The following is a 23,996-nucleotide window of genomic DNA, read 5'->3' on the forward strand; positions in this document are numbered from 1 at the left end:
TTTCCGAGCTTTATTATCAATTGTCAATTTTTTCGCAAAATTTCTAAATCTCATTCAAGATGACTTTACAGCTTAAATAATTAAGATCATCATCTTCCATTTATTATTTTACATTTTTTGACTTTGATAATGGGTTGGTTTAATAAAAAGTTGTTTAGGTATCCTCACATATTTTGATTAATAATCAACACTTCTTCTTTGGAAGCAGAAAATCGTTTGTAAACAAGACTTAAATATATAGGACATCATTTTAAAATTTTTTTAAATTCACAATAGAGTTAAAGTATAATTTCGAAGTAAACAATTATCACAAATTTTAATTAATATAAAATTATTCAATTGACAATACTTGTAATAATAACTATTTTATAATCAGAATAAAAGTTCTGCAAAACAAAATTGCTAGTGAGTAATTCTTTTAGAAAATGGATTTATGAAAAAAATAAATTATTTATTTATCTTCATTTTTTTGAGTTCTCTACTAAATTTTAATTATTCACAGCCCTCCGGTGAAAAAATATTTTCTGAAAAGTGTTTGTCGTGCCATACAATTGGTGAAGGGAAAAGAATCGGACCTGATTTGGCAAACATTCATACTAGACGAGAAGAAAATTGGTTATTAAAATTTATTAGTTCATCGCAATCTCTTATCACACAAGGCGATTCAACAGCTGTATCTCTTTTTAAAGAGAATAATAATGCTGTGATGCCTGATCAGCAACTTAGTAATATTGAAATTAAAGCGGTGATTAATTATATCACCTTGAATAGTCCGGATCCGAATAATCCGGATGTAAGAACACCAAAGCAAATATTCGATGCAACAAGCGTTACCGATTTGTTTATCCAACGCGGTAAAGCACTTTTCGAAGGAACAAAAAAATTTACCAACGGTGCAGCACCTTGTATTAGTTGTCATAATGTACAATTGCCGGGTGTCTTCACAGGTGGAAATATCGCGGTGGATTTAAGTGCTGCATTTACACGCCTTAGTGCAGCTGGTGTTGATGGTATTATTAGAAACCCACCTTTCCCTGCAATGATAAATAATTTTGCTGAAAGCCCCTTAACTGATGAAGAGATTAAATATTTAATGGCATATCTGTATTATTCAGATAATTGGAATTTAACTCAAAACCATACTGGAAGTAGTGATGCAAATTTTGTTTTATTTACTGTTCTAATGTTGGACATAATTTTATTAGCAATGCTGTTATACTGGCAACGTGTTAAAAAGCTAAGTGTTAATGCATTACATCAATAATTAAAAATTAATAAGTGAATTATGACTTGGATAAAAGACATATTTTCTCCTAATACTAGAAAATGGGAAGAATTTTATAGAAATCGTTTTCAACATGATAAAATAGTAAGAAGTACGCATGGTGTAAATTGTACAGGGGGCTGTTCGTGGCAGATTCATATTAAAGATGGAATTGTTGTATGGGAAACACAGCAATTAGATTATCCATTACTTGAAAGCAATCTTCCTCCTTATGAGCCACGCGGATGTCAAAGAGGAATTTCATTTTCATGGTATTTGTACAGTCCACTTAGAATAAAATATCCACTTGTTAGAGGGACGTTAATTGATTTTTATCGTAACGAGAAAATTAAAACAGGAGATCCCATAAAAGCATGGGAAAATTTGCAGAATGATCATGAAAAAAGAAATGTGTATCAGAAAGCTAGAGGAAAAGGTGGATTTAGAAGAACTACCTGGGATGAAGTTCTTGAAATTATCGCTGCTGCAAATATTTATACAGCAAAAAAATACGGACCTGACCGAGTTGTTGGGTTTTCACCAATTCCGGCTATGTCTATGCTGAGCTATGCAGCGGGAAGCAGATTTCTACAATTGTTTGGTGGAGTGAATTTGAGTTTTTATGATTGGTATTGTGATTTACCAAATGCTTCACCTGAAATCTGGGGAGAGCAGACCGACGTATGTGAAAGCGCAGATTGGTACAATTCAAAAATGATTGCGGTAATGGGAGCAAACCTTAATATGACAAGAACGCCTGACTGTCATTTTTTCGCAGAGGCACGTCATAATGGAACAAAAGCAGTTGTGTTTGCACCTGATTTTAATCAAGTTGCTAAATATGCGGACCAGTGGATACCTTTACATGCGGGAAGTGATGGTGCTTTTTGGATGGCAGTAACTCACATTATTTTAAATGAATTTCATCATGAAAAGAAAACACCATATTTTATAGATTATGTAAAAAAATATACAGACTCTAGCTATCTAGTAGAATTGAACAACGAAAAAGGAATTTATAAACCAGGTCGTTTATTACGTGCAAATCAAATTGAAGAATATCAAAATATTTCAAACGGTGATTGGAAATTCCTAAATATTGATTCGCAAACAAGAAGACTTATTGTGCCGAAAGGAAGCGTAGGTCATAGATGGGATAAGGATAAAGGAAATTGGAATATGAAGTATGAAAATTCTGCTGATAATTCCAAGTATGATCCTATGCTTACTTTCATTGATGATAATGATGATATATATCAAGTAGAATTTGTTGAATATGGCTTGAATAAAAATCGCAATCGTGGTGTTCCAGTAAAATTTATCAAAAATAAAATCGGTGAAAAAATTGTCGTTACCACTGTTTATGATTTAACCATGGCGCAATATGGAGTTAGCAGAGGACTTAATGGAGATTATCCTTTAGATTATTCGGATCAAGATTCTGCTTATACACCAGCTTGGCAAGAAATATTTACAGGTATTGATTCACAAACAGTAATTAGTTACGCTAGAGAATGGGCAAATACGGCGCAAATTACCGAAGGTAAATGCATGATAATCATCGGTGCTGGAGTAAATCATTGGTATCATAATAACCTTATGTACCGGTCTGGTATTATGGCTTTAATGCTTTGTGGATGCATCGGTAAAAACGGTGGCGGTTTAAATCATTATGTAGGACAAGAAAAACTTGCACCATCGGACTCTTGGGGTGCAATTGCATTTGCAAAAGACTGGGTAAACAGTTCACGGCTTCAGCAAACACCTATCTGGCATTATATAAATACCTGTCAATATCGATATGATGGTCTTACATCGGATTATAGCACAGGTCCCAAAAATGAATTAACTAATAAACATATGGGGGATTTGATTTTCAAATCTGTGAGAATGGGTTGGATGCCGTTTTATCCTCAGTTCAATAAAAATTCTTTGAATATAGCAAAGGAAGCACACAGTAATGATGCAGAAGATATTAAAAATTATGTTTTAGAAAAACTAAAGAAACGAGAAATTGAATATTCAATTGCAGATCCTGATAATGAAATAAATTTTCCGCGCGTGTGGTATATATGGCGAGGTAATGCAATTTCAGGAAGTATGAAAGGGCACGAATATGCTCTAAAACATTATCTTGGCACTAATTCCAATTTGATTGCAAAAGATAGTGAAGATCGAACAGAAGAAGTAAAATGGCATGATGTTGCGCCCGAAGGCAAAATGGATTTGGTTGTTGATTTAAATTTTCGAATGGATTCATCTGCTCTATATTCTGATATTGTTTTACCAGCTGCATCTTGGTATGAAAAAGATGATCTAAATAGTACAGATATGCATTCATTCATTCATCCTCTATCAGCGGCAATTGCTCCAGTTTGGGAATCAAAATCTGATTGGGAAATTTTTAAGGCAGTTGCATTAAAAACAAGTGAACTTGCAAAAGTTAATTTTAATCAACCGCAAATTGATGTAGTTACCGTCCCTCTTTCGCATGATTCTCCTGATGAAATATCTCAGTCGGGAATAAATGATTGGTTTACAAATGAATGCGAAGCTATTCCTGGTAAAACAATGCACAAAATTTCTATTATTGAAAGAGATTATACAAAGATATACGATAAATTTATTTCATTAGGAGAAAATATTAAGAAGACAGGACTTAGTGCTCATGGAAATTATTATAATTGTGAAGATTTTTATGAAGAAATGCTAATTTCGAACCATTTCCCTAAGGAAAAAATTGATGGAAAAATTTATCCATCTCTCAAAGAAGCAATTTCTGCTGCTAACGCAGTACTTCATCTTTCTTCATTAACTAATGGAGAACTAACTAAACGTGCATACAAATATATGGAAGTTAAGTCTGGACTTGTTCTAGCGGATTTGGCTGAAGGAACTAAAGATTTAAGATTAAACTTTAAGGATTTACAAGCGCAGCCGAGAAGATATAATACTTCACCGGTATGGTCGGGTTTAATGAATAATGGAAGAGCTTATTCAGCATTCACTTATAATATTGAAAGATTGGTACCTTGGAGAACCTTAACAGGTAGGCAACATTTTTATCTTGATCATGAAATGTATATTAAATATGGTGAACATCTTCCAACGTATAAACCTTCGCCAAAACCTGAAGCTTTCGGAGATTTAAATGAAACATCAAAAGAAATAAAAGGCAAAGCCTTAAACTGTCTGACTCCACATGGAAAATGGCATATACATTCAACATACATGGATAATCTTAGAATGCTCACCCTATCGAGAGGTTGTGAACCTTGTTGGTTAAGTGAAGCTGATGCAAATGAATTAGAAATAAAAGATAATGACTGGGTGGAAGTTTTTAACGATAACGGCGTTTACTGCACTCGTGCAGTTGTAAGTTCTAGAATTCCTAAAGGTGTCTGCATTGTTTATCATACAGTTGAAAGGACTATTACGATCCCTAAATCTGAAATACGTGGTAATAAACGAGCAGGCGGAAACAATAGTATAACAAGAACACATTTAAAACCAAATTTGCTTGCTGGAGGGTATGGTCAATTTTCTTTTCATTTCAATTATTGGGGTCCAACAGCACCTAATAGAGATACTCATGTATATGTAAAAAAAATGACTAGTGTAAATTTCTGATTTATGAAATTGAAAAAAATGAAAATAAATTTTTCTTAAGTAATAACCAAAGTTGAAATTAATTCGATGGAATTTAATGATACTAATTAATGAACATACTTAAATATAAAAACAAAAAAATCACCAATATAAGAATAATAATATGGATGTGAGATCACAAATAGCAATGGTATTTCATCTAGATAAATGTATAGGATGCCACACTTGTTCGATTGCATGTAAAAATATTTGGACAGACAGGAAGGGTGCTGAATATATGTGGTGGAACAACGTTGAAACTAAACCCGGAACTGGTTACCCAACCAAATGGGAAGATCAAGACATTTATAAGGGTGGATGGAAGAGAAATGGTAATGATAAAATAAATCTTCGCGGATCAGGGAAGTTAAAAGGGTTACTTAATATTTTTCACAATCCTTATTTGCCGGTACTTGATGATTATTATGAACCTTGGACATATAAGTATTTGGACCTAATAGAATCTCCTGCAAGCAATGATCAGCCTACTGCTGTACCTATCTCGCTGGTTACTGGAAAACAGATTGATATAAAAGGAGGACCAAATTGGGATGATGATTTAAGCGGTACACTAGAATATGCCCGTCAGGATCCCAATTTAGAGAATTTAACAGAAGCTGAATGTGAAGCAATGTTTCAATTGGAAAAAATGGCTATGTTTTATTTACCAAGAATTTGCAATCATTGTTTAAATCCTGCTTGTGTTGCATCTTGTCCATCCGGCGCAATTTACAAAAGAGGTGAAGACGGCATAGTTCTAATAAATCAAAAAGTCTGCCGTGCATGGAGAATGTGTGTTTCAGCTTGTCCGTACAAAAAATCTTTCTATAACTGGAATACTGGGAAATCAGAAAAGTGTATTTTATGTTATCCCCGATTAGAAGCTGGATATGCCCCTGCATGCATGCATTCGTGTGTGGGAAGAATTCGCTATTTAGGAGTTTTGTTATATGATGCAGAAAAAATTGAAGCCGCAGCTTCAGTACCTGAAAACGAATTGATAAATAGTCAGCTTGATCTTATTCTTGATCCGTATGACGAACAAGTAATTCAATTTGCACAGAAAAACGGAATTGCGGATTCAACTTTAAAAGCTGCACAAACTTCACCAATCTATAAATTTGTTAAAAAATGGGGTATGGCACTTCCGCTACATGCAGAATACCGAACTTTGCCAATGCTATTTTATGTTCCTCCAATGATGCCTATTATGGCATCGTTAACAGAAACCGATAATTCAACGCAGGCAGAGAAACTTGATCCTATTGCAAAATTTTGGAATAAACATTACAAATATAACACTAGTTCAAACTCTATAATTCAAACTATTGATCAAGCTAGATTTCCTATTAAATATATGGCAAATTTATTTGGTACGGGAAATGAAGAAAAATTAATTCAAGTACTTAAAAAACAATTAGCTGTTAGGATTCATCGCAGACACATAACTGTTGGTGATATTAATGCGGAATTAGCAAGAGTTTCCTTAACAGAAGTAAACTTAAACGAAGAAACTGCAGATGACATATATCGATTAACATCCCTTGCCAAATTTGAAGATAGATTCAATATTCCACCAGCGCATCGTGAACAAGCAATCGAAATGATGGAATTTACAGGTGATGTAAAAGGATCAACTGGATTTGGTTTTAGAGAGATTCCACAGAGAGGACTTTAATGTTAAATAGAGAAGCTTTAAAAAGTTATGAGATTTATGCTGATGTGTTTTCATATCCTGAAAGTTCCTTGATTGAAAAAATTGAAAAGGTTCAAGAATATTTAACTATTAAATATCCAGAAGCTTCAAAAATTTTTAATAACTTTTGTGATTTTTCAAAAATTATTAATAAAAAATCTTGGGAAGAAATCTACACACGTTCCTTTGATGTTCAGGCATTAACTACTCTTGATCTTGGATACGTGCTTTTTGGTGATGATTATAAAAGAGGGGAGTTGCTTGTTAATTTGAGTAAAGAGCATAAAAAAGCCGGAAATGAATGTGGGAATGAATTAGCTGATCATTTACCAAACGTAATAAAGTTAATGCCAAAATTGGAAAATGAAGAATTACTTGAAGATATTATTTCATATATTCTTTATCCAGCTTTAAAAAAAATTGAATCGGAATTTGATTTAATACACATTGAAAAAAAAAGAAATATTTATCAAAAACATCATAAAACATTGATAGATCATGATAAATCTTATAGCTTAATATACATTTACACTATTAAAACATTACTACTTATGCTGCATAATGATTTTCCTGAACTTACTGTAGATCGGATATTTGATAATAATTACACTCATCAAATTACAAAGGAATTGTCTATAGAAAAATTAAGGTAACTTAAATGAATATATTTAATATTATTTTTTTTATTGTTTTACCATACGCAGCTCTGTTGCTGTTTTTTGTTGGAACAATCTATAAATATAAAGCGACAAAGTTTAAATTCTCATCGTTATCGTCTCAATTTTTGGAAACAAGAAAATTATACTGGGGATCTGTACCTTTTCATTGGGGGATTTTGTTTTTATTCTTTGGACACTTAACAGCATTTTTATTTCCATCTTCAATTTTAGCTTGGAATCAAATGCCCGCAAGATTGATAATCCTTGAAATATCAGCTTTCACTGGGGGAATACTTACACTAGTCGGCTTAAGTAATTTATTTTATAGAAGAATATCAGATGCCCGATTGAGAAAAGTTACTAATATTATGGACATCATTTTAGAATTACTATTATTATCTCAAATATTTTTTGGACTTTGGGTTGCTTATTCTAATAGATGGGGTTCGTCTTGGTTCGCCACTATACTTTCACCGTATCTAAGATCAATATTTACTTTTTATCCTAATATAGATGCAGTTGCAATGCTTCCTTTTATAGTTCAGCTACACATAATAATTGCATTTTTTATTTTTTTGATAATTCCATTTACTCGTTTGGTACATTTACTTGTTTTTCCATTAAGTTATTTATGGCGACCTTATCAAAAAGTTATTTGGAACTGGGACAGAAAGAATGTTAGAAATCCCAAATCAAGTTGGAATATAAATAAACCTAAAAATAATTAATGATATTTATATGAAGTCTGAAATTTTTGATCTGAAAAAGTATTTATCAAGAAAGATAGATGAACGAAAACACATTTGGGTTATTTGATAAATTCATTTTTGAATTCTAATAAATTTGAGAATTGTTGAGTAATGCTAACTTCTAGGACATACAAAATATGATCGAAAATTCAATTAAGAAATCATATCAAATTTTGTTTGTAAATACGTTTGCATTTATGATTTGTTTTGCTGCATGGACAATAAACGGCGTATTAGTAACATTCCTTGTGGAAACTGGAACATATAATTGGAATAGTGTTCAGGTGGGTTGGTTACTTGGGCTTCCAATTTTATCTGGTTCTATATTTAGATTTCCCGTTGGAATGTTGACAGACAAGTATGGAGGAAGAATTGTATTCAGCGCATTGCTGTTCTTTTGCAGCATCCCAATGTTTCTATTAAGTGTTGCAAACAGTTTTGAAGTGTTTGCGTTTCTAAGCTTTCTTTTTGGACTTACTGGCGCTAGCTTTGCAAGTGGAATTGCTTTTACTTCTTTATGGTTTACCAAAGACAAACAGGGAACTGCATTAGGAATTTTTGGAGTGGGTAATATTGGAACCGCTTTAACAGTACTATTTGCCCCAAGTCTTTTAGAGATATTGACTGAAAATAATACTTTCATTGAAGGTTGGAGAACGTTACCAAAAATTTATTCGGTGATCTTAGCTTTTACTGGTATTCTTTTCGTTGTTTTTACACAAAACAAATTTCCGAATAAAAGGAAATCATTTAAAGAATTATTCGATCCATTAAAAAATATACGGCCATGGAGATTTGGTTTGTATTATTTTTTAGTATTTGGGTGTTTTGTAGCTTTTTCTCAATGGCTTATTCCATATTACGTCAATGCTTATTATCTTCCGCTAGTTACAGCTGGTTTTTTAACATCTCTCTTTAGTGTTCCAGCAGGGCTATTCCGAGCACTTGGGGGTTGGCTCTCTGATATGTTTGGTGCGCGAAAAGTAATGTATGGTGTATTCGGAGCATCAATTATTTTATCTTTTCTTTTAATTTTTCCAAGAATGGAAATCTATTCGCCAGGATATGGGGTAATTGCAAATAGAGATGGTAAGATAACAAGGGTAGAAGAAAACTTTATTGAAATAGATGGAACCAAAGTTGAGTTTATGAAAAAAGGTGTTAAGCCCCATCATGAAAATAATAATATGATAGTTTTACCAAAAATTGAATCGTGGCAGGAACCAGTTGTTTCAATTGGAAAAGTAGTCAAGAGAAAGGAACTTATTGCTAGGGGAGTTACAAGAATTTTCTTCCAGGCAAATGTTTGGATTTTTACTGGATTAGTTTTTTTAATAGGGATTGCGTGGGGAATTGGAATGGGAGGTGTTTACAAGTTCATTCCGGAGTATTTTCCAAATGAAGTTGGTGTAGTTGGTGGTGCTATTGGAGTTCTAGGCGGTTTGGGTGGATTCTTCTTCCCGATCGTTTTTGGATATACTTTTACTCTCACAGGAATATGGACTTCAAGTTGGTTTCTTGTTTTAGTTCTATCAATTATTTGTTTTAGTTGGTTTACTTCAGTTGTTACAAAAATGCTTAATAGTAATTTACCGGAACTTACAAGTAAGTTTGAATCAGCAGGTTAAGTAACTTATGTTCTTTGAAATTTTGGTTAATAAAAATAAAAAATAATTTTTTTTTGAAGAAAAGTCACTTTATACTTATTGTTTAAATGTAAAAAATTTTAATTTCTATTTACATTGAGCTCATTAATCCAGAAAAAGTTAAACTCGATGTTTATATAAATATAATTCAATGTAAATATAATATTCTGGAACTTTGTCAAAAATACAACTTAATTGATTTATCCATATTAAATGTACAAGATTTATACAAGCCAAGAGACGAAACTACTAACCAATAAAGTGGATTATATTTTAATGGGTATCTTTCATAATATGCCGCCCATTAACAAAAAATGATAAGGGTATCCACATGTTTCTTTTACTAAGTAATATGTTGTAAATCTCTTTAATAAGGGTAAGATCAATTCTTGAAAAGGAGCCTGTTCAGTACTCGTAATTAACCAAGAACCACATACCAAGTGCTAAAAATTAATTAGTAATTTTTGTGGGTGCATTTAATGATTTGTTATTAGTGTATTTAATAATGCAATGATTGTTTTGCCACTCTGCAAATAGACAAAAGATAAAAGGATTTTGAATTAAACTTGGTTTGCTTTCATTAATCATCATTCTATAAAAGATTGAATATTTTAGTTCTCAAGAATACAAAAAATTTGATTCCAAGTAGTAAAAATGCAGAATTATTTTTTGTCAATTATCATGAATTTACTATCAAAAAACAAGAATCGTTAATCAAAGTTATTGGACAAATTCCAAATTATGATCAATTAAATATACAAAAATTGTTCTTGGTTGAATAAAATCCAACCAAAACGATTTTATAAATATTTTAATCTAAAGAAAAAATATACATTTAAAATGATTTAGGTTGTCTTTGTAGTTAAAAAATAAAATTGACATTGGTTTTTGAAATACGAATTATACTCAACAAATTATAGCTGTTCCAATTTTCGATTAATTTATTACTTTAGATTCACTTTATTTTGGCTATTACTTAATTATCAATTTCAAAACAAAATGATTTGGAGCATTTATGAATACATATCTTTCGTTAAAAAAATGGTTTGAAAAAAATATAGATACAGCTTTTTCTCTAATACGAATATTTGTGGGTTTTGCTCTATTTGTACGGGGAATAATACTTTTTGTTGAACCTTCGGTTTTTACAAAATTGACTGGATCAGATCAATGGTATTGGTGGTATTCCTATGTAATTGTAATACATATAATTGGTGGAGTGTTATTAGGAATAGGTTTATTAACTCGTTTATCTGCTTTACTTCAAATTCCAGTTTTATTAGGTGCAATTTTATTATTCCATTTAAAAGAAGGATTAGCACGCGTTGAACAATCTCTTGAACTTTCAACATTAGTTTTGGTGCTTTTAGTGATTTTCTTTCTGTTTGGTTCTGGAATTCTATCAGTTGATTCTTACTTAGAAAAAAGAAAAGTAAAACCATATTAGATTAAATTTTATTAAATATTAATAATTTATTTATAAAGGAAAAAATGAACAATATAATAGATTTAAAATCTACTATTGGCGAAATAGTAAAAGATAATTATAAAACTGCTGAAGTATTCAAGAAATATAATATTGATTTTTGCTGCGGTGGAAATAAGACAATTTCTGAAGTCTGCAATGATAAAAACCTTAAAGTTGTAGAATTATCAAAAGAATTGGAGAAGAAAATTTTTCAATCGGTTGAGAGTGTACAAAACTATAAGGAATGGGAAATTGGCTTTTTAACAGACTATATAATTAATATTCATCATAAATACGTAAAAGAAAATATACCTATTCTAACTGAATTTACTAATAAAATTGCCAAAGTTCATGGTGATTCTCATCCTGAATTATTTAAGATTGAAGAATATTTTAATGATGCATCTGAAGAACTACAGCATCACCTAATGAAAGAAGAACGGATTTTATTCCCCTATATATTTTCTCTTTCAAATGCACAAAAGAATAATACAAAAATTGATCCATCACCTTTTGGTACTGTTCGTAATCCTATTTCAATGATGATTATGGAACATGAAAATGCTGGAAATCTACTTAAAAAAATACGCGCAATAACAAATAATTATGAATTGCCTGAAGATGCATGTAATACTTACAATATAACATTCAAAAAACTTGATGAATTTGAAAATGATTTACATTTACACATTCATTTGGAAAATAACATTTTATTTCCCAAGGCAATTTTTCTCGAGGAAAATTTAGTTGGTAATTTATCAAGGATTTATTAATAAATATTTTTTAAATAATCATTAAAAGATAAATAAGAGTGCAGTAAATGAATAACCTAGGTTCAGAAAAAATACAGAAAATTGTCGATAAAAATTCTGAAGAAGAATTTTCTCCAATGAATCCACCCGATGCTTATAACCCTCCTAATTCACAACCAATTTTATATGATAAACTTCATCCCTTATTACAAGAATTGGTAGATGAGCATAAATTATTTGATAAGATTCTTGATAAATTTGAAGTGGCTTTACATAATTGGAAAAGTGAAAATTGGATTTTTAATGAAAATATAAATATTAGTTTCAGAAATTTTTTTGAATTTATGGATCATACAATTCCTTTGCATAATCAGAAAGAAGAACGAGAGGTTTTTCCCTTTGTTAAGAGGCTGATGATAGAAAAAAAGGAGTATAATTTTGTAAATTCCTCTTATACCGGAATAGATATACTTGAAGATGAACACTTAAAGGTTGCTCAAGCAGCTGCAGTTGTTTTTAATTTTCTTGGGTTAGGCTCTCAACTTCCGGATGAAAAATCAAGGAATATTACTTTCCAAGTTGTCTTTGATCAAGGTAGAGCAATTATTGAAACGATGAAATTGCACATTTATCGTGAGGAAAATATAATATTTAGCGACGCAAATTTCTATCTTCAACAAAAAGGAAATATTAAATGAATTAATAAAAATTAATTTAATATTTCAATAATCATTCAAAATTTATCAATTATTTTATGATTTATTTATAGTTATCAACGCTGCAATAATTGAAAAATTTTTACGGTTAATCATTGACAATCTGTTTTAAAATACAATGGAGGTACCGTGAATAAATTTATCCTTTTTTATATTTTAATAGCATTTTTAATCATTTCTTGTAAAATAGATTCACCCACTGAAACCAGAATTGAAGAATCATATCAAATAATTAGTGCACTACAAGGCGGAGAAATAACCATTAAGGATGAAATTAAGTTACAAATCCCTGCAGGTGCATTAAAAGAAGATACAAGAATAACACTAACTTCATTACCCAGCTCACAAATGCACGAATGGTGTATTAAATCAGTACATTTGGAACCTGATGGTCTAACATTAGAGAAACCTGCAAAACTTAGCTTTTCATTACCAGATAATTGGCCTTCAGATCACAATCCACTGATATATGTTTCATTTACTGAAAATGCATCTGAGTATTTTGATATGGGTATTTGTGCAGAAATTGTTACTGATGAAGAGAAATTATCAGCTCAAACTGAAATAAATCATTTCAGCAAATACGGAGTGATTGCAAATTGTCATAAAGGAACTTTAACTTTTCTGCTTGATAATTTTATAAAAAGAGGATGTGTTGCAGATTCAGCATGGAAAAGTGTGAAAGAGAAATTTCCCAATACAAATACAGATATAAATTCTAATCCATTGACAGGCCATCAAACTCTGCAAGCATTTTTACTTACACATTTCAATGATATTGGCGGATTGAATGCAAATGAATTAACTAGTAAGAAGTGGGATGAGTTAGTAGCATACATTAAAGCAGAAAATAAACAAGTGGTTGCGTTATTTACAAGAGATATGTGGGGAAACAATGATGCTAAAGGAATTTACGGTAACGTTCCACATAGTGCAGTAATAGAAGTAAGAAATGGAAAAATAAAGCTTAGAAATAGTGTTAGTACTGATGAAAAAATTTTAATTAAACTAAGAGAATTAAATGGTGAAAATGTTTTATGGTATCCAAAAGGTAATGAGGAATTAACTTCGGAATCATTTGATATATTCAGAAATATGAAATCTGGAAAGGCATTGGAGCTGGAATTGAGTAATTATTCGGAATTATTTATTAATTGGCCAAATGAATCACTTAGGTTAAAACCATGGACTGCTGTACGTTTTTATGTGGCAAAGTTACCTGAAAATTCTAATCCGTGTATTACTTCCAATTTGAATTTTAAGGTAGCAGCAATAGAAATATATGTAAAAGGTTTTCTTCAAAGAACAGACTCGAATAGTACTTACGAAGATCCTTATTATATAAACTATAAGACCACATATAACAATCAAAATGGAAACATAATTGGAAATGTATTTAGTTCAGTATGGGATACATCATACAATGATGGTATTGGTGAAGTTAAAATTACTGGAAGTATAAATATTGAATTCAGTAATGATTTTGATAAAATCATCAGTTACAAAGAAGAGGAGCACCGAGATTTTTATTCAAGTTGGCGTATTGACGATTACAAAATAGAAGTAAAAGATATACCTTATTTATTTGAAACCTCAAATTCTATTAAATTTGGTACTAATCGAGGTATTAACAACTGTCAGAAAATTTTAACTTGGAACTACAGTGTTGTATGGACTGGACAAATGTCAGCAGTCTTAAACAGATTTGAATGCGATGAGAATAGTAATATTTCAATTGGGTTGTTCGAATGAGAGTCAGAACAAAAATGTTGTGATATTAATATTTTAATTTCTAGTAAGTTGTGAAATAGTCCTGTTTAATTTTAGATGAGATTGGGGATTAATGCTTTTAAGATAAGAAAACAAGTAGAAATATTTTTCCCAGCACTTTAGATCAAATTTAATAAATAAAAGATAAATAATTATGAAATCTTTTATATTTATAAAAAATAAATTTATAAATATTTAATGCCTCGAGAGTGTAAAGTTTATTGTGTAAATGGAAAATTGAGTTATTAAAAATCATGAAATCTTTCCTTAAAGTAAATCGAAAAATTGGAAAGAATACGAGCCCAGTTTTGAATTGGTAAAGTCCATTTTTTAGATAAATCTCTATAAGCTAAGTATAACATTTTGGTATTGTCGTTTTTGTATTTTTTTTTAAGTTGTTGGAATTAAAAAAACCTTGGTTTTTTTGGTAATAAAATTAAGCTTATGATATTTTGATAAAATTGTTGAATGAAATATGAAGAGAAAAAATATAAATATTTTGAGAAATTGTGTGTAGTAGTTGTGTAGATAAAAAATAAGCCCTTATAAAATAAGGGCTTTAGTAGCGGGACTAGAGCTAATTCAATTATTTTATATTTTTTTGACTTATTGGATCAAATTATCATTGAAACAAAAATATCACCAATGTCGTTATTAAGCGATTTTTGAGTTTCACCATTTTAAAAAATTAGTAGTAATTTTTAACAATTAAATTCTGTTTCATAAAAATTCAAAGTATTTAGTCAACACTATTAATAAAAAATTTACATAAATTATTTTCACAACTTTAAGTTTTTAAAACTGATACAGTTATTAATTCTAATTCTTTTTAACTAATCTTAGAGAACTTCCCCAAGCTTTATCCATTTCATTTCTTACTTCAGAATTGTCTATTGCTAAATATCTTTTCATCATCCTATAATCTGAGTGACCGACAACTTTCATAATATAATCTGGTTTCATGCCATTTTTTAAAGATAATGAAATAAATGTTCTTCTTGCTGTATGTGTTCCTATAAGATTATATTTTGGTAAAATTTCCTCTACAATTTTATTTGCTTTTATTTTTGATACTTTAACATGAGTTGTAATCTTGGCAACTTTACAAAGTTCTTTAATATACTCATTCATTTTTTGATTACTTATAATTGGTAATGGAGATTCCCAACCACGATATTTTTCTAAAATTGAAAGGGCATAATGGTTTAGTGGTACTTCCAAAATTTCTCCAGTCTTAATGGCTCTAAATCTCCAAATCCCGTTTTTAATATCTAAGATAGATATTTTTTCAATATCTGAATATCTCTGCCCTGTAAAACATTGGAAACAAAAAACATCTCTTACTCTAGTTAACCTTTCATTCTCTAGTTTTATATCATATAAATTCATTAGCTCTTGTTCTGTTAAATAAACTATATCATTTTTATTATATTTAATCTTAAAATTTCTAAAATCAGTATTTTTTGTTAACTCTCTTTCAACTGCCCAATTCATAAATACTTTAAGAAAGCTAATAGTTTTATTCGCAGTATTATCAATAAAGTTTTTATTACTAATTAAATACGGATAAAATTTATCAAAAAATAATAGATTTATTTTTGAGTAAGATATTTTTATGCCCATATCATTCTCAAAATCTTTAAGATGTTTTTTTGTTTGCATATATTTTTTCATAGTACTTTTAGAAACCTGAGTTGATTTAGCTGAAATGAAATCGTCAAAATCATCAAAAAAGTTTCGTGTTTTATTTGAAAATGCTGTCTTTATTTCTTGAGCAATATCATCAAAATCTGCATTAAAATTTCTAATTTTTGAGTCTCGAATAATTTCTCTAATTCTATTTTCATACATATTTAAGTAATTATTGAGTCCGTACAACATTCCTTTCATCATTTTATCTTTTGTTTTTAATTCATTTGCTCTATGCTGATTAACATCCCAAAATTCTGGTTGAATCTTTTCTCCAGTATTTAATGGTAATGTCCTATTCTTTTCCCTAATAAAACACCAAATAGTATGTTTCCCAGTTCTATTTTTTTTCTGTTCAAGGTAAAATTTAATATTCATCTTAGTCTTCTTTTTTCAATAAATAAAGATATTGTTTAGACAATTCAATATCAATTATTCTTACAATATTCTTACAAAAATATGCGATAATAAAAGATATTTATAAGATTATAAAAGAAATCAAAAAATATAATATTAGGTATAACGTATTATAAAATAATAAGTTAACAAATAAATAAAGAAATGATGAATAGCTAGAAAAATAATAAAATATAGTAGGTACAACTCCCGCCACCTCCACTAAATATAAATAAAAACAATAACTTATAAACTCTCCACACAAATTAAACACAAAAAGTATCAAAAAAAAAGCCGAACAAAGTCCGGCTTTTCATTAAATAATATTACTTCATAAGTATCATTTTCTTTGTTGCAACATAATTACCTGCTTCAATATGATAGAAATAAATTCCACTTGCATAATTTGTTGCATTAAATTGAACCGAGTATTTTCCCGCGTCTTGTTCCTCGTTTACTAATTGAGCAACTTCTCTTCCAAGAACATCAAATACACTTAACTTAACTATTGTTTTCTCTGGAATTTGATATTTGATGGTAGTTGATGGATTAAATGGATTTGGATAATTACCTACTAGTTCAGTATAATAAAAAATATTTTCATTTTCTAAATTTTCATTACTTTTTAATATTGAAATCCTTCCATTTGTTGTAAAAGCAAATATTGCATTAGATGGTGAACATGGAAACCACCCAATATAATCACCAGGGGCAAAACCACCACCATAAGGTGATCCAACACCACCATCCTCATATATTTGATAGCAATATGTTTCTAATATAGCCGAATTTCCAACTATGCTACCTGGAACCAAATCACACCAAGGCATCGAATAGGTAGGGCTGGATGCCCAACCAGTAGTTCTAGAACCTCTTCCCCAAATATACATATCTGCTGTATAAGCTGGATAAAAAGTTACAGTTTTTCTTACATTATATCTAATATACCAATATATACCATCAGGTAATCCAGTAGCTCCATAAATTTGTCCTCGAATAATATTGTCAATGCTATATATTGTGCCACCTGTTGCTGTTGCTTGATTGGTCAAATATGGTGATCCTAATCGTTGTAATGCTTTGTATGCATTTACTCTACCTGTCCCATATTCTTGATCCCATCCAGTTGCTCCCTTGTCATCTGTTGAAATTCGAATAAGTTTTTCTATATCATCATTATCTAAATATGATTTATAACCTTTTATTAGAGATGCAATTCCAGCAACAACTGGAGTAGCCATGGAAGTTCCAGCCATATTTTCATAACTGTTACTACCAAAGGTTGACCAAATATCATGCCCATTTCTATAAGTCCAGCTATTAATTCCACCTGGTGCAACAACATCAATATGATTACCGGTTTGTGAATATGGGGATCTTTCGTCTTCATCTGTGGTTGCTCCTACAGCAGTAATTCCTTGCCCATATGCAGCTGGATACATAGTTGAATTACCTGATTCATAAGAATTACCCATTGCAACGGTTGCAACTCTATTCATTTTATAAGCATGTGCAAAAGCAAGTCTTATGGTTGTATTAAAAGTTGTTCCCCCCCAACTATGATTTTGTATTTGGATGCCAGCATTAGCTGCAGCAATAATTTTATCTGACGCATTCTGGTCCCCTAAGTAGGAACCGTATCCATCGAAAATCTGCCTAGATTCGATTTTTGCATTCCAATCTACTCCACGACCGCCATATGAATTATCTGCTTTAGCAGTTGCAATTCCAGCAACATGTGTTCCATGGGATTGATATGGCTCGCTACCAGCACTTGATCTATTATCACCTGAAGCTTTACCACTCAGATCTTCATGGTTCAAAGAAACACCTGTATCAAATATTCCTATTTTAACTGAAGAACTGCCTTTGAATATTTGCCAAGCTTCAGGGGCATCAATGTCAGCATCAATGTTTCCAGAAGACTGACCAGTATTATTTAAATGCCACTGTTGACTATATGTTGGATCGCTCATAAGTTTCGCATCCATCTGTTTTCTATAAATAAGACACTTCGTTCTTTTGATAAGACTTCTATAACTTCTTGAATATCATTTTTCTTTTTTAATTTTAAAATAAAAATTCTTGACATATTTGGTAGTTTAACTTTTTCACCATCATCGTTTATAACGCTTGTATCTGCTTCGCTGAAATTAGGAAATGCTTTTTTAATCAGTTTCAATTCAACCTTTTTTAAAGCTTTATCTAGTGATTTTGATGTAATTTTTATTTTTTTTAGGTCCAGTATTTCTGTTTCATTTTTAGGGAAATCTAAGGAATCAGGCAAAATATAGATTAAAAGCTCATCATCTATTTCATTGATCTGAGCATTTACAGTCATAAAATATGGGTTTATTACAAACTGAATAAAAAGTGATATACCAATCACTTTGTGAATAATTTTGAATTGCATTTTCAACTCCTTTAATTTGTAGAAAAATATTTTTTTAACTACGTTAAAGGAACAATAAATTTCTTAGTATGTTATTTATATATCATACTGTGCAAAGATCATTTATTGTTCTTTAACCGTCATTGTGCGCCAACATAATGACGGTTTTATTTCTTTTTTTAATAATACCTCCTATTTTTTAATTTTAAAATGTTAATTGCTTTTTATTACTACCATCACTATGCATAATCCAAAGTTTCCCATTACTTAATCTAGAATCAGTATAAACAATCAAATTACTATTTGGAGACCAATCACAATAATAGCCCTGAGTTGTTGTAAGTTGTTTAATATTTTTACCGTCATAATCCATTACAGAAATTTGGAATTTATTGTTTGTAGATTGGGATGAAAAGGCAATTTTTGAACCATCGCTAGAATATTTTGGGTATCGATCGGTTGCTGAGTTAAAAGTCAGCCTTGTTATATTTGAACCATCGCTATTCATTTCAAATATTTCCGATGATTCAACGCCAATGAGAAATCTAATATGTAAAATTTTGTTTGAATAAGAATTATTGGGTTGTCTTGCCTCACCTTCCAAGGGTGTATAAACTATACGAGTGTGAATCGTTCCGTCAATTGTCATTTTCCAAATGAAGTTCATACCATTTGGACTATCCCTATTTGAATCATAAAAAATCCAGTTATTGTCGCTGGACCAACTTGGGAAATAATTTGATCCTTCTGATGTTAATTGAATTAAGCTATCACCATTAGTTTTTATTTTAAATATGTTCGCATAATTTTCAAAAACCAACCAATCTCCATTTGGGGACCAATCTGGTGTTCCAGCTCCAGCACTAGCAAAAAATAGTCTATTATTCGCTCCGCTTGATTCAATCAAATAAATACCAGTTTTTCCTTTATTTGTATCACTGTGAACATAGGCTATCGTCATACCATCTGGAGACCAAGCAGGATGAAAATCTATTAAAATAAAATCAAACGGACAATATATACAAGGATCATCATCATCTATTTCGGTAGGTTTTTTTGAACAATTATAAAATAAAATGCTTACGACAACCATTATTATTGTAAAGTAGTTTACAGAATGAATTATAGGACTCCTCATGCAAACCTCTAACTTATAATTAATTTCGCTTTGTGCAAAAACCAGTCATTTAAAATTACTATACAACTAAAAATACAATAACAAATGTAAAATGATTTAATAATAAAAATTTAAATTTCTTTTTGAAAGATAAGAAATTTTTATTTTTTTGTAAATACGTATAAATACTTACAAATAAAAAGTTAAATAGTGTATATTCTAAAAATCCTAACATTTTTAGTATGTTGTCAATTCAAAAATAAAATACATTTAAGACGTTCTTTCTCCTAAACAATATTGATTTTACAATTACTTACAGAATTGTAGTACAAATTCATCACAAATTATTTCATTTTACTTGCTAACTAAGAAATTTACACTTCGACTTATCGACATAATGAGATCCTAGAATTGATGAGGTATACCCTGATATTGCTTTCAGAAACCTCAAAATTGAGTTAGATTATCATGAAATGGTTCTTAATGGAAATTCACCGTACTTAGCTGCTTAAATAAATTATTTAAAAACTTTCTTTTATATACAATTATTTTATTTGAAATTTATTTATTTTTAAGTTAGCTTTTAAGTAATCAATAAAGTAATCGGTTAAGTATAAACATGAAAAAAATATTATTTTCAATCTTAATTTTATTTGTAACAACCAACTTAATTTGTCAAAACATAGAACCAATTTCTTTAGATACAACAAAATTTACGCTTGAAAATTGTGTGAATCAGTTTAACATTGAAGATACTGTTGGGACAAAAGTTGGATATCAATATTGGTTTGTCGATAAAAATTTTATTGATGGAAGAACTTTAAAACTAAGTGTAGTTAAACCATTTTCTGCAACCCACGCTCCGCATTCACATCTTGAAGATGAATTCTTTTTTGTTTTGGAGGGAACCGCAGAATTTTTCTTAAATGGAAAAACAGCAATTGGAAAACCGTATTCAAGTTTTTATTGTCCGTCTAATTCGTTGCACGGAATTAAAAATATCGGCGATTCAGAATTAAAATATCTTGTGATTAAAAAATATATTTTAGAAAAATAATTTGATTCAACTTAATATTATGAATTTTAAAATCACAATTTTCAATTTACTCAGCATTTTGTTTTTATTTTATTTTCAATTGAGTTATGCCCAATTAGATACTAATCGATTTCATGATAGTGCACATCATTGGTATGATATTAATGATGATGAAAAAATAATTGAACCGCTTCTCGATAAGCCAAAATATAATTCAAGTGAATTTGTAAAAATTGCAGATAATATTTTATTATTTCAAAAAAGTAACGGCGGCTGGGCAAAAAATTATGATATGCAGGCAATTCTAAATTCCGATCAAAAATCAAAAATAATTTCCGAAAAAAATAAACTTAACACAACTTTTGATAATGGAGCAACTCATTCACAATTAAGTTATTTGGCAGAAGTTTATACAATAACAAAAGATGAAAAATATATAAATTCGTTTTTGAAAGGATTGGATTTTGTATTAACCGCACAATATAATAATGGAGGTTTTCCTCAATTTTTTCCGGATACAAGCGGATATCGGAAATATATTACATTTAACGATGGCGCAATGCTCGGCGTAATGAAATTGTTATTCAATATTACAAATCAAGATTCAAATTATTTATTTATTCCGAATGAATATTTTGAAAAAGTAAATTCGGCATTTGAAAATGGTGTTCAATGTATTTTAAATTGTCAAATAACAGAAAATAATTTACAAACTGTTTGGTGTCAGCAGCATGATAATAAAAATCTAAAACCTCAAAATGCAAGAACATTTGAACCCGCTGCAATTTGTAATATGGAAAGTGCTGAAATTGTTTTATTCTTAATGAAGATAAAAAATCCAAATGAAAAAATAAAAACTGCAATTATGAATGCTGTGTCTTGGTTTGAAAAATCTGCAATAAATGGAATCAGAGTTGAAACATTTAAAAGTACAAATGCAGAATTTATTTATCATAAAACAGAGTTTGATAGAAAAATTGTTGAAGATAAAAATGCACCAAGAATTTGGACACGATTTTATGATTTGAAAACTCACCAACCAATTTTTTGCAGACGTGATGGAAAAATTGTGCAAAGTTTGGAAGAAGTCGAGCGCGAGCGTAGAACCGGTTACGCATGGTACACATACGAACCGGAAGAAGTTTTACAACTTTATCAAAATTGGATGAAAAAAAATTATGAGTAAAATTTATAATTCAATATTCATCATCGGCACACCTCTTTCACAAATTTGAAGCGGCATTCCAAAAGGATCTCTCAACATTACTAAATGTGAACCATCATTAAGAATTAAATCTTCTTCAAATACAGCACCGGCATGAATAAGATTATTCTTTACTTCATCAGCATTTTTCACCATGAATGCTAAATGAAATTCAAGTGAATGTTTGGATTTAAGATTAATAATTTTAGCTTTGGAATTATTGTAAACTTCAATAACTACTCTTCCGGTTTTATCTGCAAGAAAATGTGTAAATGGAGCTTCATCAATTTTTCTTACAATTTTCATTTCTAAATTTTCTGAATACCATTCGGCTATTTCAATTGGATTATTTACATTTAAAGCAAAATGTTCAAATATCATAAAATTTCCTAATTTGTTTTTGTTGTAAAATGATAAAGTTTTCCTTCAATAATTTTTTCATCAATAATTTCATCAACTCGCCAGTAATATGTTGAATTATTTTCTAACATTTCAGTTTCAAAATAATTTACGGTTTGATGTTTTACAAAAACCGGCTCTCCGCTTGCACTTGGTCCGTCTTTTAATTTTTCGCCATTCTTCAAAGTTTGCGGAAATTTTGATTTCCAAAAATAAATTTTAAACGATTCTGCATTTCTTGATGGAATCCAAGTAAGAGTAATTTTGTTTGCTTCAATATTATAAGAACCATTTCTTGGTTTTTCTAAAAATGTAAACGGAAGAACCGAAGGTATTTCTTTTTCCGGATTCCACTTTCCGTTAAAAGTCCATTCAGCATTTATTATTTCCGGAGTTGGTGAATTTTCTGCTTCGTGTAAATTATTTTTAAACCAATCATAATCTCCGCCTAATCTGTGGCAATTATAAAAATAATGACGTTCTCCCCAAATCCATTCTTTTGCATTTGGTGAAACAGGCCAAAAGATTGGAACGTCTGCCATGTTTTCCGAGAAGATACAATCGAGCAAATAAAATTGTGCATCAACGTGATGTCTTCCGAGTGGAAAACCTTCAACTCCATCAAAATAAGAATTACGGATTACAAACTTTGCATTTTTATCATCAATTCCTTTATGCCAAAGTGAAGCTGTTAAATTGTGTCCGTAAAATTTTGAATCCGTAATGTAACACCAGCCTCGTGGACAAACATAATCAACCCAGCCTTCAAAGTAACAATGCGAATGATAATACATTCCGTTTTCTGCCCATAAGCTAACGGTATCTGCACCATCAGCAATAATATTGCAATTTATTAAAATTACTTTTGTGCCCAATCCAAGAATTGCATATTGATGATCGTGATCTCCAAATAAATCCCCATAATTATTGTGAATTGTCAAATTAGCAAAAGTTACGTTTGATGTATTTGAATCAATATTTACAACCGCTGAGCCAAAATGTGAATTATTTTTTAGGATCCATTTTTTGCGTAATTCTGCAAATTGAATTATTGTGCTGTCTTTATTTTCTCCAACAATAGAAATATTAGAATTATGGATAAATAATTTTTCATTGTACAATCCATTTTTCACTAAAATAATTTTTAATGAATTATTATTTGCCGGAATAGATTCAATTGCTTCTTGTATTGTTAAAAAATTTCCCGAACCATTTTTATCAACAATTATATCAGCTTTCTCTTTTGCGAATAAAAGTTGTGAAAATAAAATTATAAGGAAAAATAGTTTTGTAATAATTCTTTTCATGATTTTCACTTTTTAAGTTCAATAATTAAATATACAAAATTGAAATAAATCAGATGGTTTCAGATTTTCCGTCCTAAATCAGATTCTA

18 protein-coding genes are annotated in these 23,996 nt (G+C 30.1%); 12 read left to right on the top strand and 6 right to left on the bottom strand.

Translation table 11 applies throughout. The features are described 5' to 3' along the window. The first annotated feature begins 433 nt into the window (after window positions 1–433). The 10 genes from IPH62_12080 to IPH62_12125 all read left to right on the top strand — a co-directional run bounded on the left by IPH62_12080 (window position 434) and on the right by IPH62_12125 (window position 14,350). Window positions 434–1,264: a c-type cytochrome gene (locus IPH62_12080; GenBank protein MBK7106011.1), complete on the top strand. Its 831-nt coding sequence runs from the start codon at window positions 434–436 to the stop codon at window positions 1,262–1,264. Window positions 1,265–1,285: 21 nt separating this feature from the next. After that, window positions 1,286–4,894 carry a nitrate reductase subunit alpha gene (locus tag IPH62_12085; GenBank protein MBK7106012.1) on the top strand — a complete coding sequence of 1,203 codons (3,609 nt, stop codon included), beginning with the start codon at window positions 1,286–1,288 and terminating at the stop codon, window positions 4,892–4,894. Window positions 4,895–5,036: 142 nt separating this feature from the next. Then, the gene (narH, locus tag IPH62_12090) at window positions 5,037–6,590 is read left to right on the top strand and encodes a nitrate reductase subunit beta (GenBank protein ID MBK7106013.1); all 1,554 of its coding nucleotides are present in this window, start codon (window positions 5,037–5,039) and stop codon (window positions 6,588–6,590) included. Next, a complete protein-coding gene (locus tag IPH62_12095) occupies window positions 6,590–7,261 on the top strand; it encodes a hypothetical protein (GenBank protein MBK7106014.1) in 672 nt (223 codons plus the stop codon). Before narH ends, IPH62_12095 begins: the two co-directional genes overlap by 1 nt. Before the next feature lie 5 nt (window positions 7,262–7,266). Then, window positions 7,267–7,995 (top strand): respiratory nitrate reductase subunit gamma, encoded by a 729-nt coding sequence (gene narI, locus IPH62_12100; protein ID MBK7106015.1) that lies wholly within the window; start codon window positions 7,267–7,269, stop codon window positions 7,993–7,995. Between the two features lie 158 nt (window positions 7,996–8,153). Continuing rightward, on the top strand, window positions 8,154–9,644 hold the full coding sequence (locus tag IPH62_12105; GenBank protein ID MBK7106016.1) for a NarK/NasA family nitrate transporter: 1,491 nt from the start codon (window positions 8,154–8,156) through the stop codon (window positions 9,642–9,644). A gap of 1,033 nt (window positions 9,645–10,677) precedes the next feature. Beyond that, window positions 10,678–11,109, top strand: a complete 432-nt coding sequence (locus tag IPH62_12110; GenBank protein MBK7106017.1) for a DoxX family membrane protein — start codon at window positions 10,678–10,680, stop codon at window positions 11,107–11,109. A 44-nt stretch (window positions 11,110–11,153) separates the two neighbouring features. Then, a complete protein-coding gene (gene ric / locus IPH62_12115; protein MBK7106018.1) occupies window positions 11,154–11,903 on the top strand; it encodes an iron-sulfur cluster repair di-iron protein in 750 nt (249 codons plus the stop codon). A 47-nt stretch (window positions 11,904–11,950) separates the two neighbouring features. Beyond that, a complete protein-coding gene (locus IPH62_12120) occupies window positions 11,951–12,580 on the top strand; it encodes a hypothetical protein (protein ID MBK7106019.1) in 630 nt (209 codons plus the stop codon). A 147-nt stretch (window positions 12,581–12,727) separates the two neighbouring features. Beyond that, window positions 12,728–14,350, top strand: coding sequence for a hypothetical protein (locus IPH62_12125; GenBank protein ID MBK7106020.1), 1,623 nt, complete (start codon window positions 12,728–12,730; stop codon window positions 14,348–14,350). Between the two features lie 837 nt (window positions 14,351–15,187). Here IPH62_12125 and IPH62_12130 read toward each other — a convergent pair. From IPH62_12130 to IPH62_12145, 4 genes are all read right to left on the bottom strand, one after another. Further along, the gene (locus IPH62_12130; protein ID MBK7106021.1) at window positions 15,188–16,435 is read right to left on the bottom strand and encodes a tyrosine-type recombinase/integrase; all 1,248 of its coding nucleotides are present in this window, start codon (window positions 16,433–16,435) and stop codon (window positions 15,188–15,190) included. A gap of 344 nt (window positions 16,436–16,779) precedes the next feature. After that, window positions 16,780–18,429 (bottom strand): S8 family peptidase, encoded by a 1,650-nt coding sequence (locus IPH62_12135; protein ID MBK7106022.1) that lies wholly within the window; start codon window positions 18,427–18,429, stop codon window positions 16,780–16,782. Then, window positions 18,426–18,866, bottom strand: a complete 441-nt coding sequence (locus IPH62_12140) for a hypothetical protein (GenBank protein ID MBK7106023.1) — start codon at window positions 18,864–18,866, stop codon at window positions 18,426–18,428. Before IPH62_12140 ends, IPH62_12135 begins: the two co-directional genes overlap by 4 nt. A 184-nt stretch (window positions 18,867–19,050) precedes the next feature. After that, window positions 19,051–19,983: a PD40 domain-containing protein gene (locus IPH62_12145; protein ID MBK7106024.1), complete on the bottom strand. Its 933-nt coding sequence runs from the start codon at window positions 19,981–19,983 to the stop codon at window positions 19,051–19,053. Between the two features lie 598 nt (window positions 19,984–20,581). Between IPH62_12145 and IPH62_12150 the strand changes: the two genes are divergently transcribed. Beyond that, window positions 20,582–21,019 carry a cupin domain-containing protein gene (locus tag IPH62_12150; protein MBK7106025.1) on the top strand — a complete coding sequence of 146 codons (438 nt, stop codon included), beginning with the start codon at window positions 20,582–20,584 and terminating at the stop codon, window positions 21,017–21,019. Between the two features lie 19 nt (window positions 21,020–21,038). Continuing rightward, window positions 21,039–22,184, top strand: coding sequence for a pectate lyase (gene pelA, locus IPH62_12155; protein ID MBK7106026.1), 1,146 nt, complete (start codon window positions 21,039–21,041; stop codon window positions 22,182–22,184). Window positions 22,185–22,187: 3 nt separating this feature from the next. On the opposite strand, the gene IPH62_12160 is transcribed toward pelA, so the two are convergent. Continuing rightward, the gene (locus tag IPH62_12160; GenBank protein MBK7106027.1) at window positions 22,188–22,583 is read right to left on the bottom strand and encodes a VOC family protein; all 396 of its coding nucleotides are present in this window, start codon (window positions 22,581–22,583) and stop codon (window positions 22,188–22,190) included. Window positions 22,584–22,591: 8 nt separating this feature from the next. Continuing rightward, a complete protein-coding gene (locus IPH62_12165; protein MBK7106028.1) occupies window positions 22,592–23,908 on the bottom strand; it encodes a pectin esterase in 1,317 nt (438 codons plus the stop codon). Window positions 23,909–23,996 lie beyond the last annotated feature (88 nt).

This window comes from Ignavibacteriota bacterium (assembly GCA_016708125.1).
Taxonomy (GTDB): domain Bacteria; phylum Bacteroidota; class Ignavibacteria; order Ignavibacteriales; family Melioribacteraceae.

What these genes read in the sequence shown, in the direction of transcription:
- IPH62_12080 (MBK7106011.1), top strand. Translation starts at nt 434, where the DNA reads ATGAAAAAAATAAATTATTTATTTATCTTCATTTTTTTGAGTTCTCTA.
- IPH62_12095 (MBK7106014.1), top strand. Translation starts at nt 6,590, where the DNA reads ATGTTAAATAGAGAAGCTTTAAAAAGTTATGAGATTTATGCTGATGTG.
- narI (MBK7106015.1), top strand. Translation starts at nt 7,267, where the DNA reads ATGAATATATTTAATATTATTTTTTTTATTGTTTTACCATACGCAGCT.
- IPH62_12160 (MBK7106027.1), bottom strand. Translation starts at nt 22,583, where the DNA reads ATGATATTTGAACATTTTGCTTTAAATGTAAATAATCCAATTGAAATA.
- IPH62_12085 (MBK7106012.1), top strand. Translation starts at nt 1,286, where the DNA reads ATGACTTGGATAAAAGACATATTTTCTCCTAATACTAGAAAATGGGAA.
- narH (MBK7106013.1), top strand. Translation starts at nt 5,037, where the DNA reads ATGGATGTGAGATCACAAATAGCAATGGTATTTCATCTAGATAAATGT.
- IPH62_12135 (MBK7106022.1), bottom strand. Translation starts at nt 18,429, where the DNA reads ATGAGCGATCCAACATATAGTCAACAGTGGCATTTAAATAATACTGGT.
- pelA (MBK7106026.1), top strand. Translation starts at nt 21,039, where the DNA reads ATGAATTTTAAAATCACAATTTTCAATTTACTCAGCATTTTGTTTTTA.
- IPH62_12150 (MBK7106025.1), top strand. Translation starts at nt 20,582, where the DNA reads ATGAAAAAAATATTATTTTCAATCTTAATTTTATTTGTAACAACCAAC.
- IPH62_12105 (MBK7106016.1), top strand. Translation starts at nt 8,154, where the DNA reads ATGATCGAAAATTCAATTAAGAAATCATATCAAATTTTGTTTGTAAAT.
- IPH62_12120 (MBK7106019.1), top strand. Translation starts at nt 11,951, where the DNA reads ATGAATAACCTAGGTTCAGAAAAAATACAGAAAATTGTCGATAAAAAT.
- IPH62_12140 (MBK7106023.1), bottom strand. Translation starts at nt 18,866, where the DNA reads ATGCAATTCAAAATTATTCACAAAGTGATTGGTATATCACTTTTTATT.
- IPH62_12165 (MBK7106028.1), bottom strand. Translation starts at nt 23,908, where the DNA reads ATGAAAAGAATTATTACAAAACTATTTTTCCTTATAATTTTATTTTCA.
- IPH62_12145 (MBK7106024.1), bottom strand. Translation starts at nt 19,983, where the DNA reads ATGAGGAGTCCTATAATTCATTCTGTAAACTACTTTACAATAATAATG.
- IPH62_12110 (MBK7106017.1), top strand. Translation starts at nt 10,678, where the DNA reads ATGAATACATATCTTTCGTTAAAAAAATGGTTTGAAAAAAATATAGAT.
- IPH62_12130 (MBK7106021.1), bottom strand. Translation starts at nt 16,435, where the DNA reads ATGAATATTAAATTTTACCTTGAACAGAAAAAAAATAGAACTGGGAAA.
- ric (MBK7106018.1), top strand. Translation starts at nt 11,154, where the DNA reads ATGAACAATATAATAGATTTAAAATCTACTATTGGCGAAATAGTAAAA.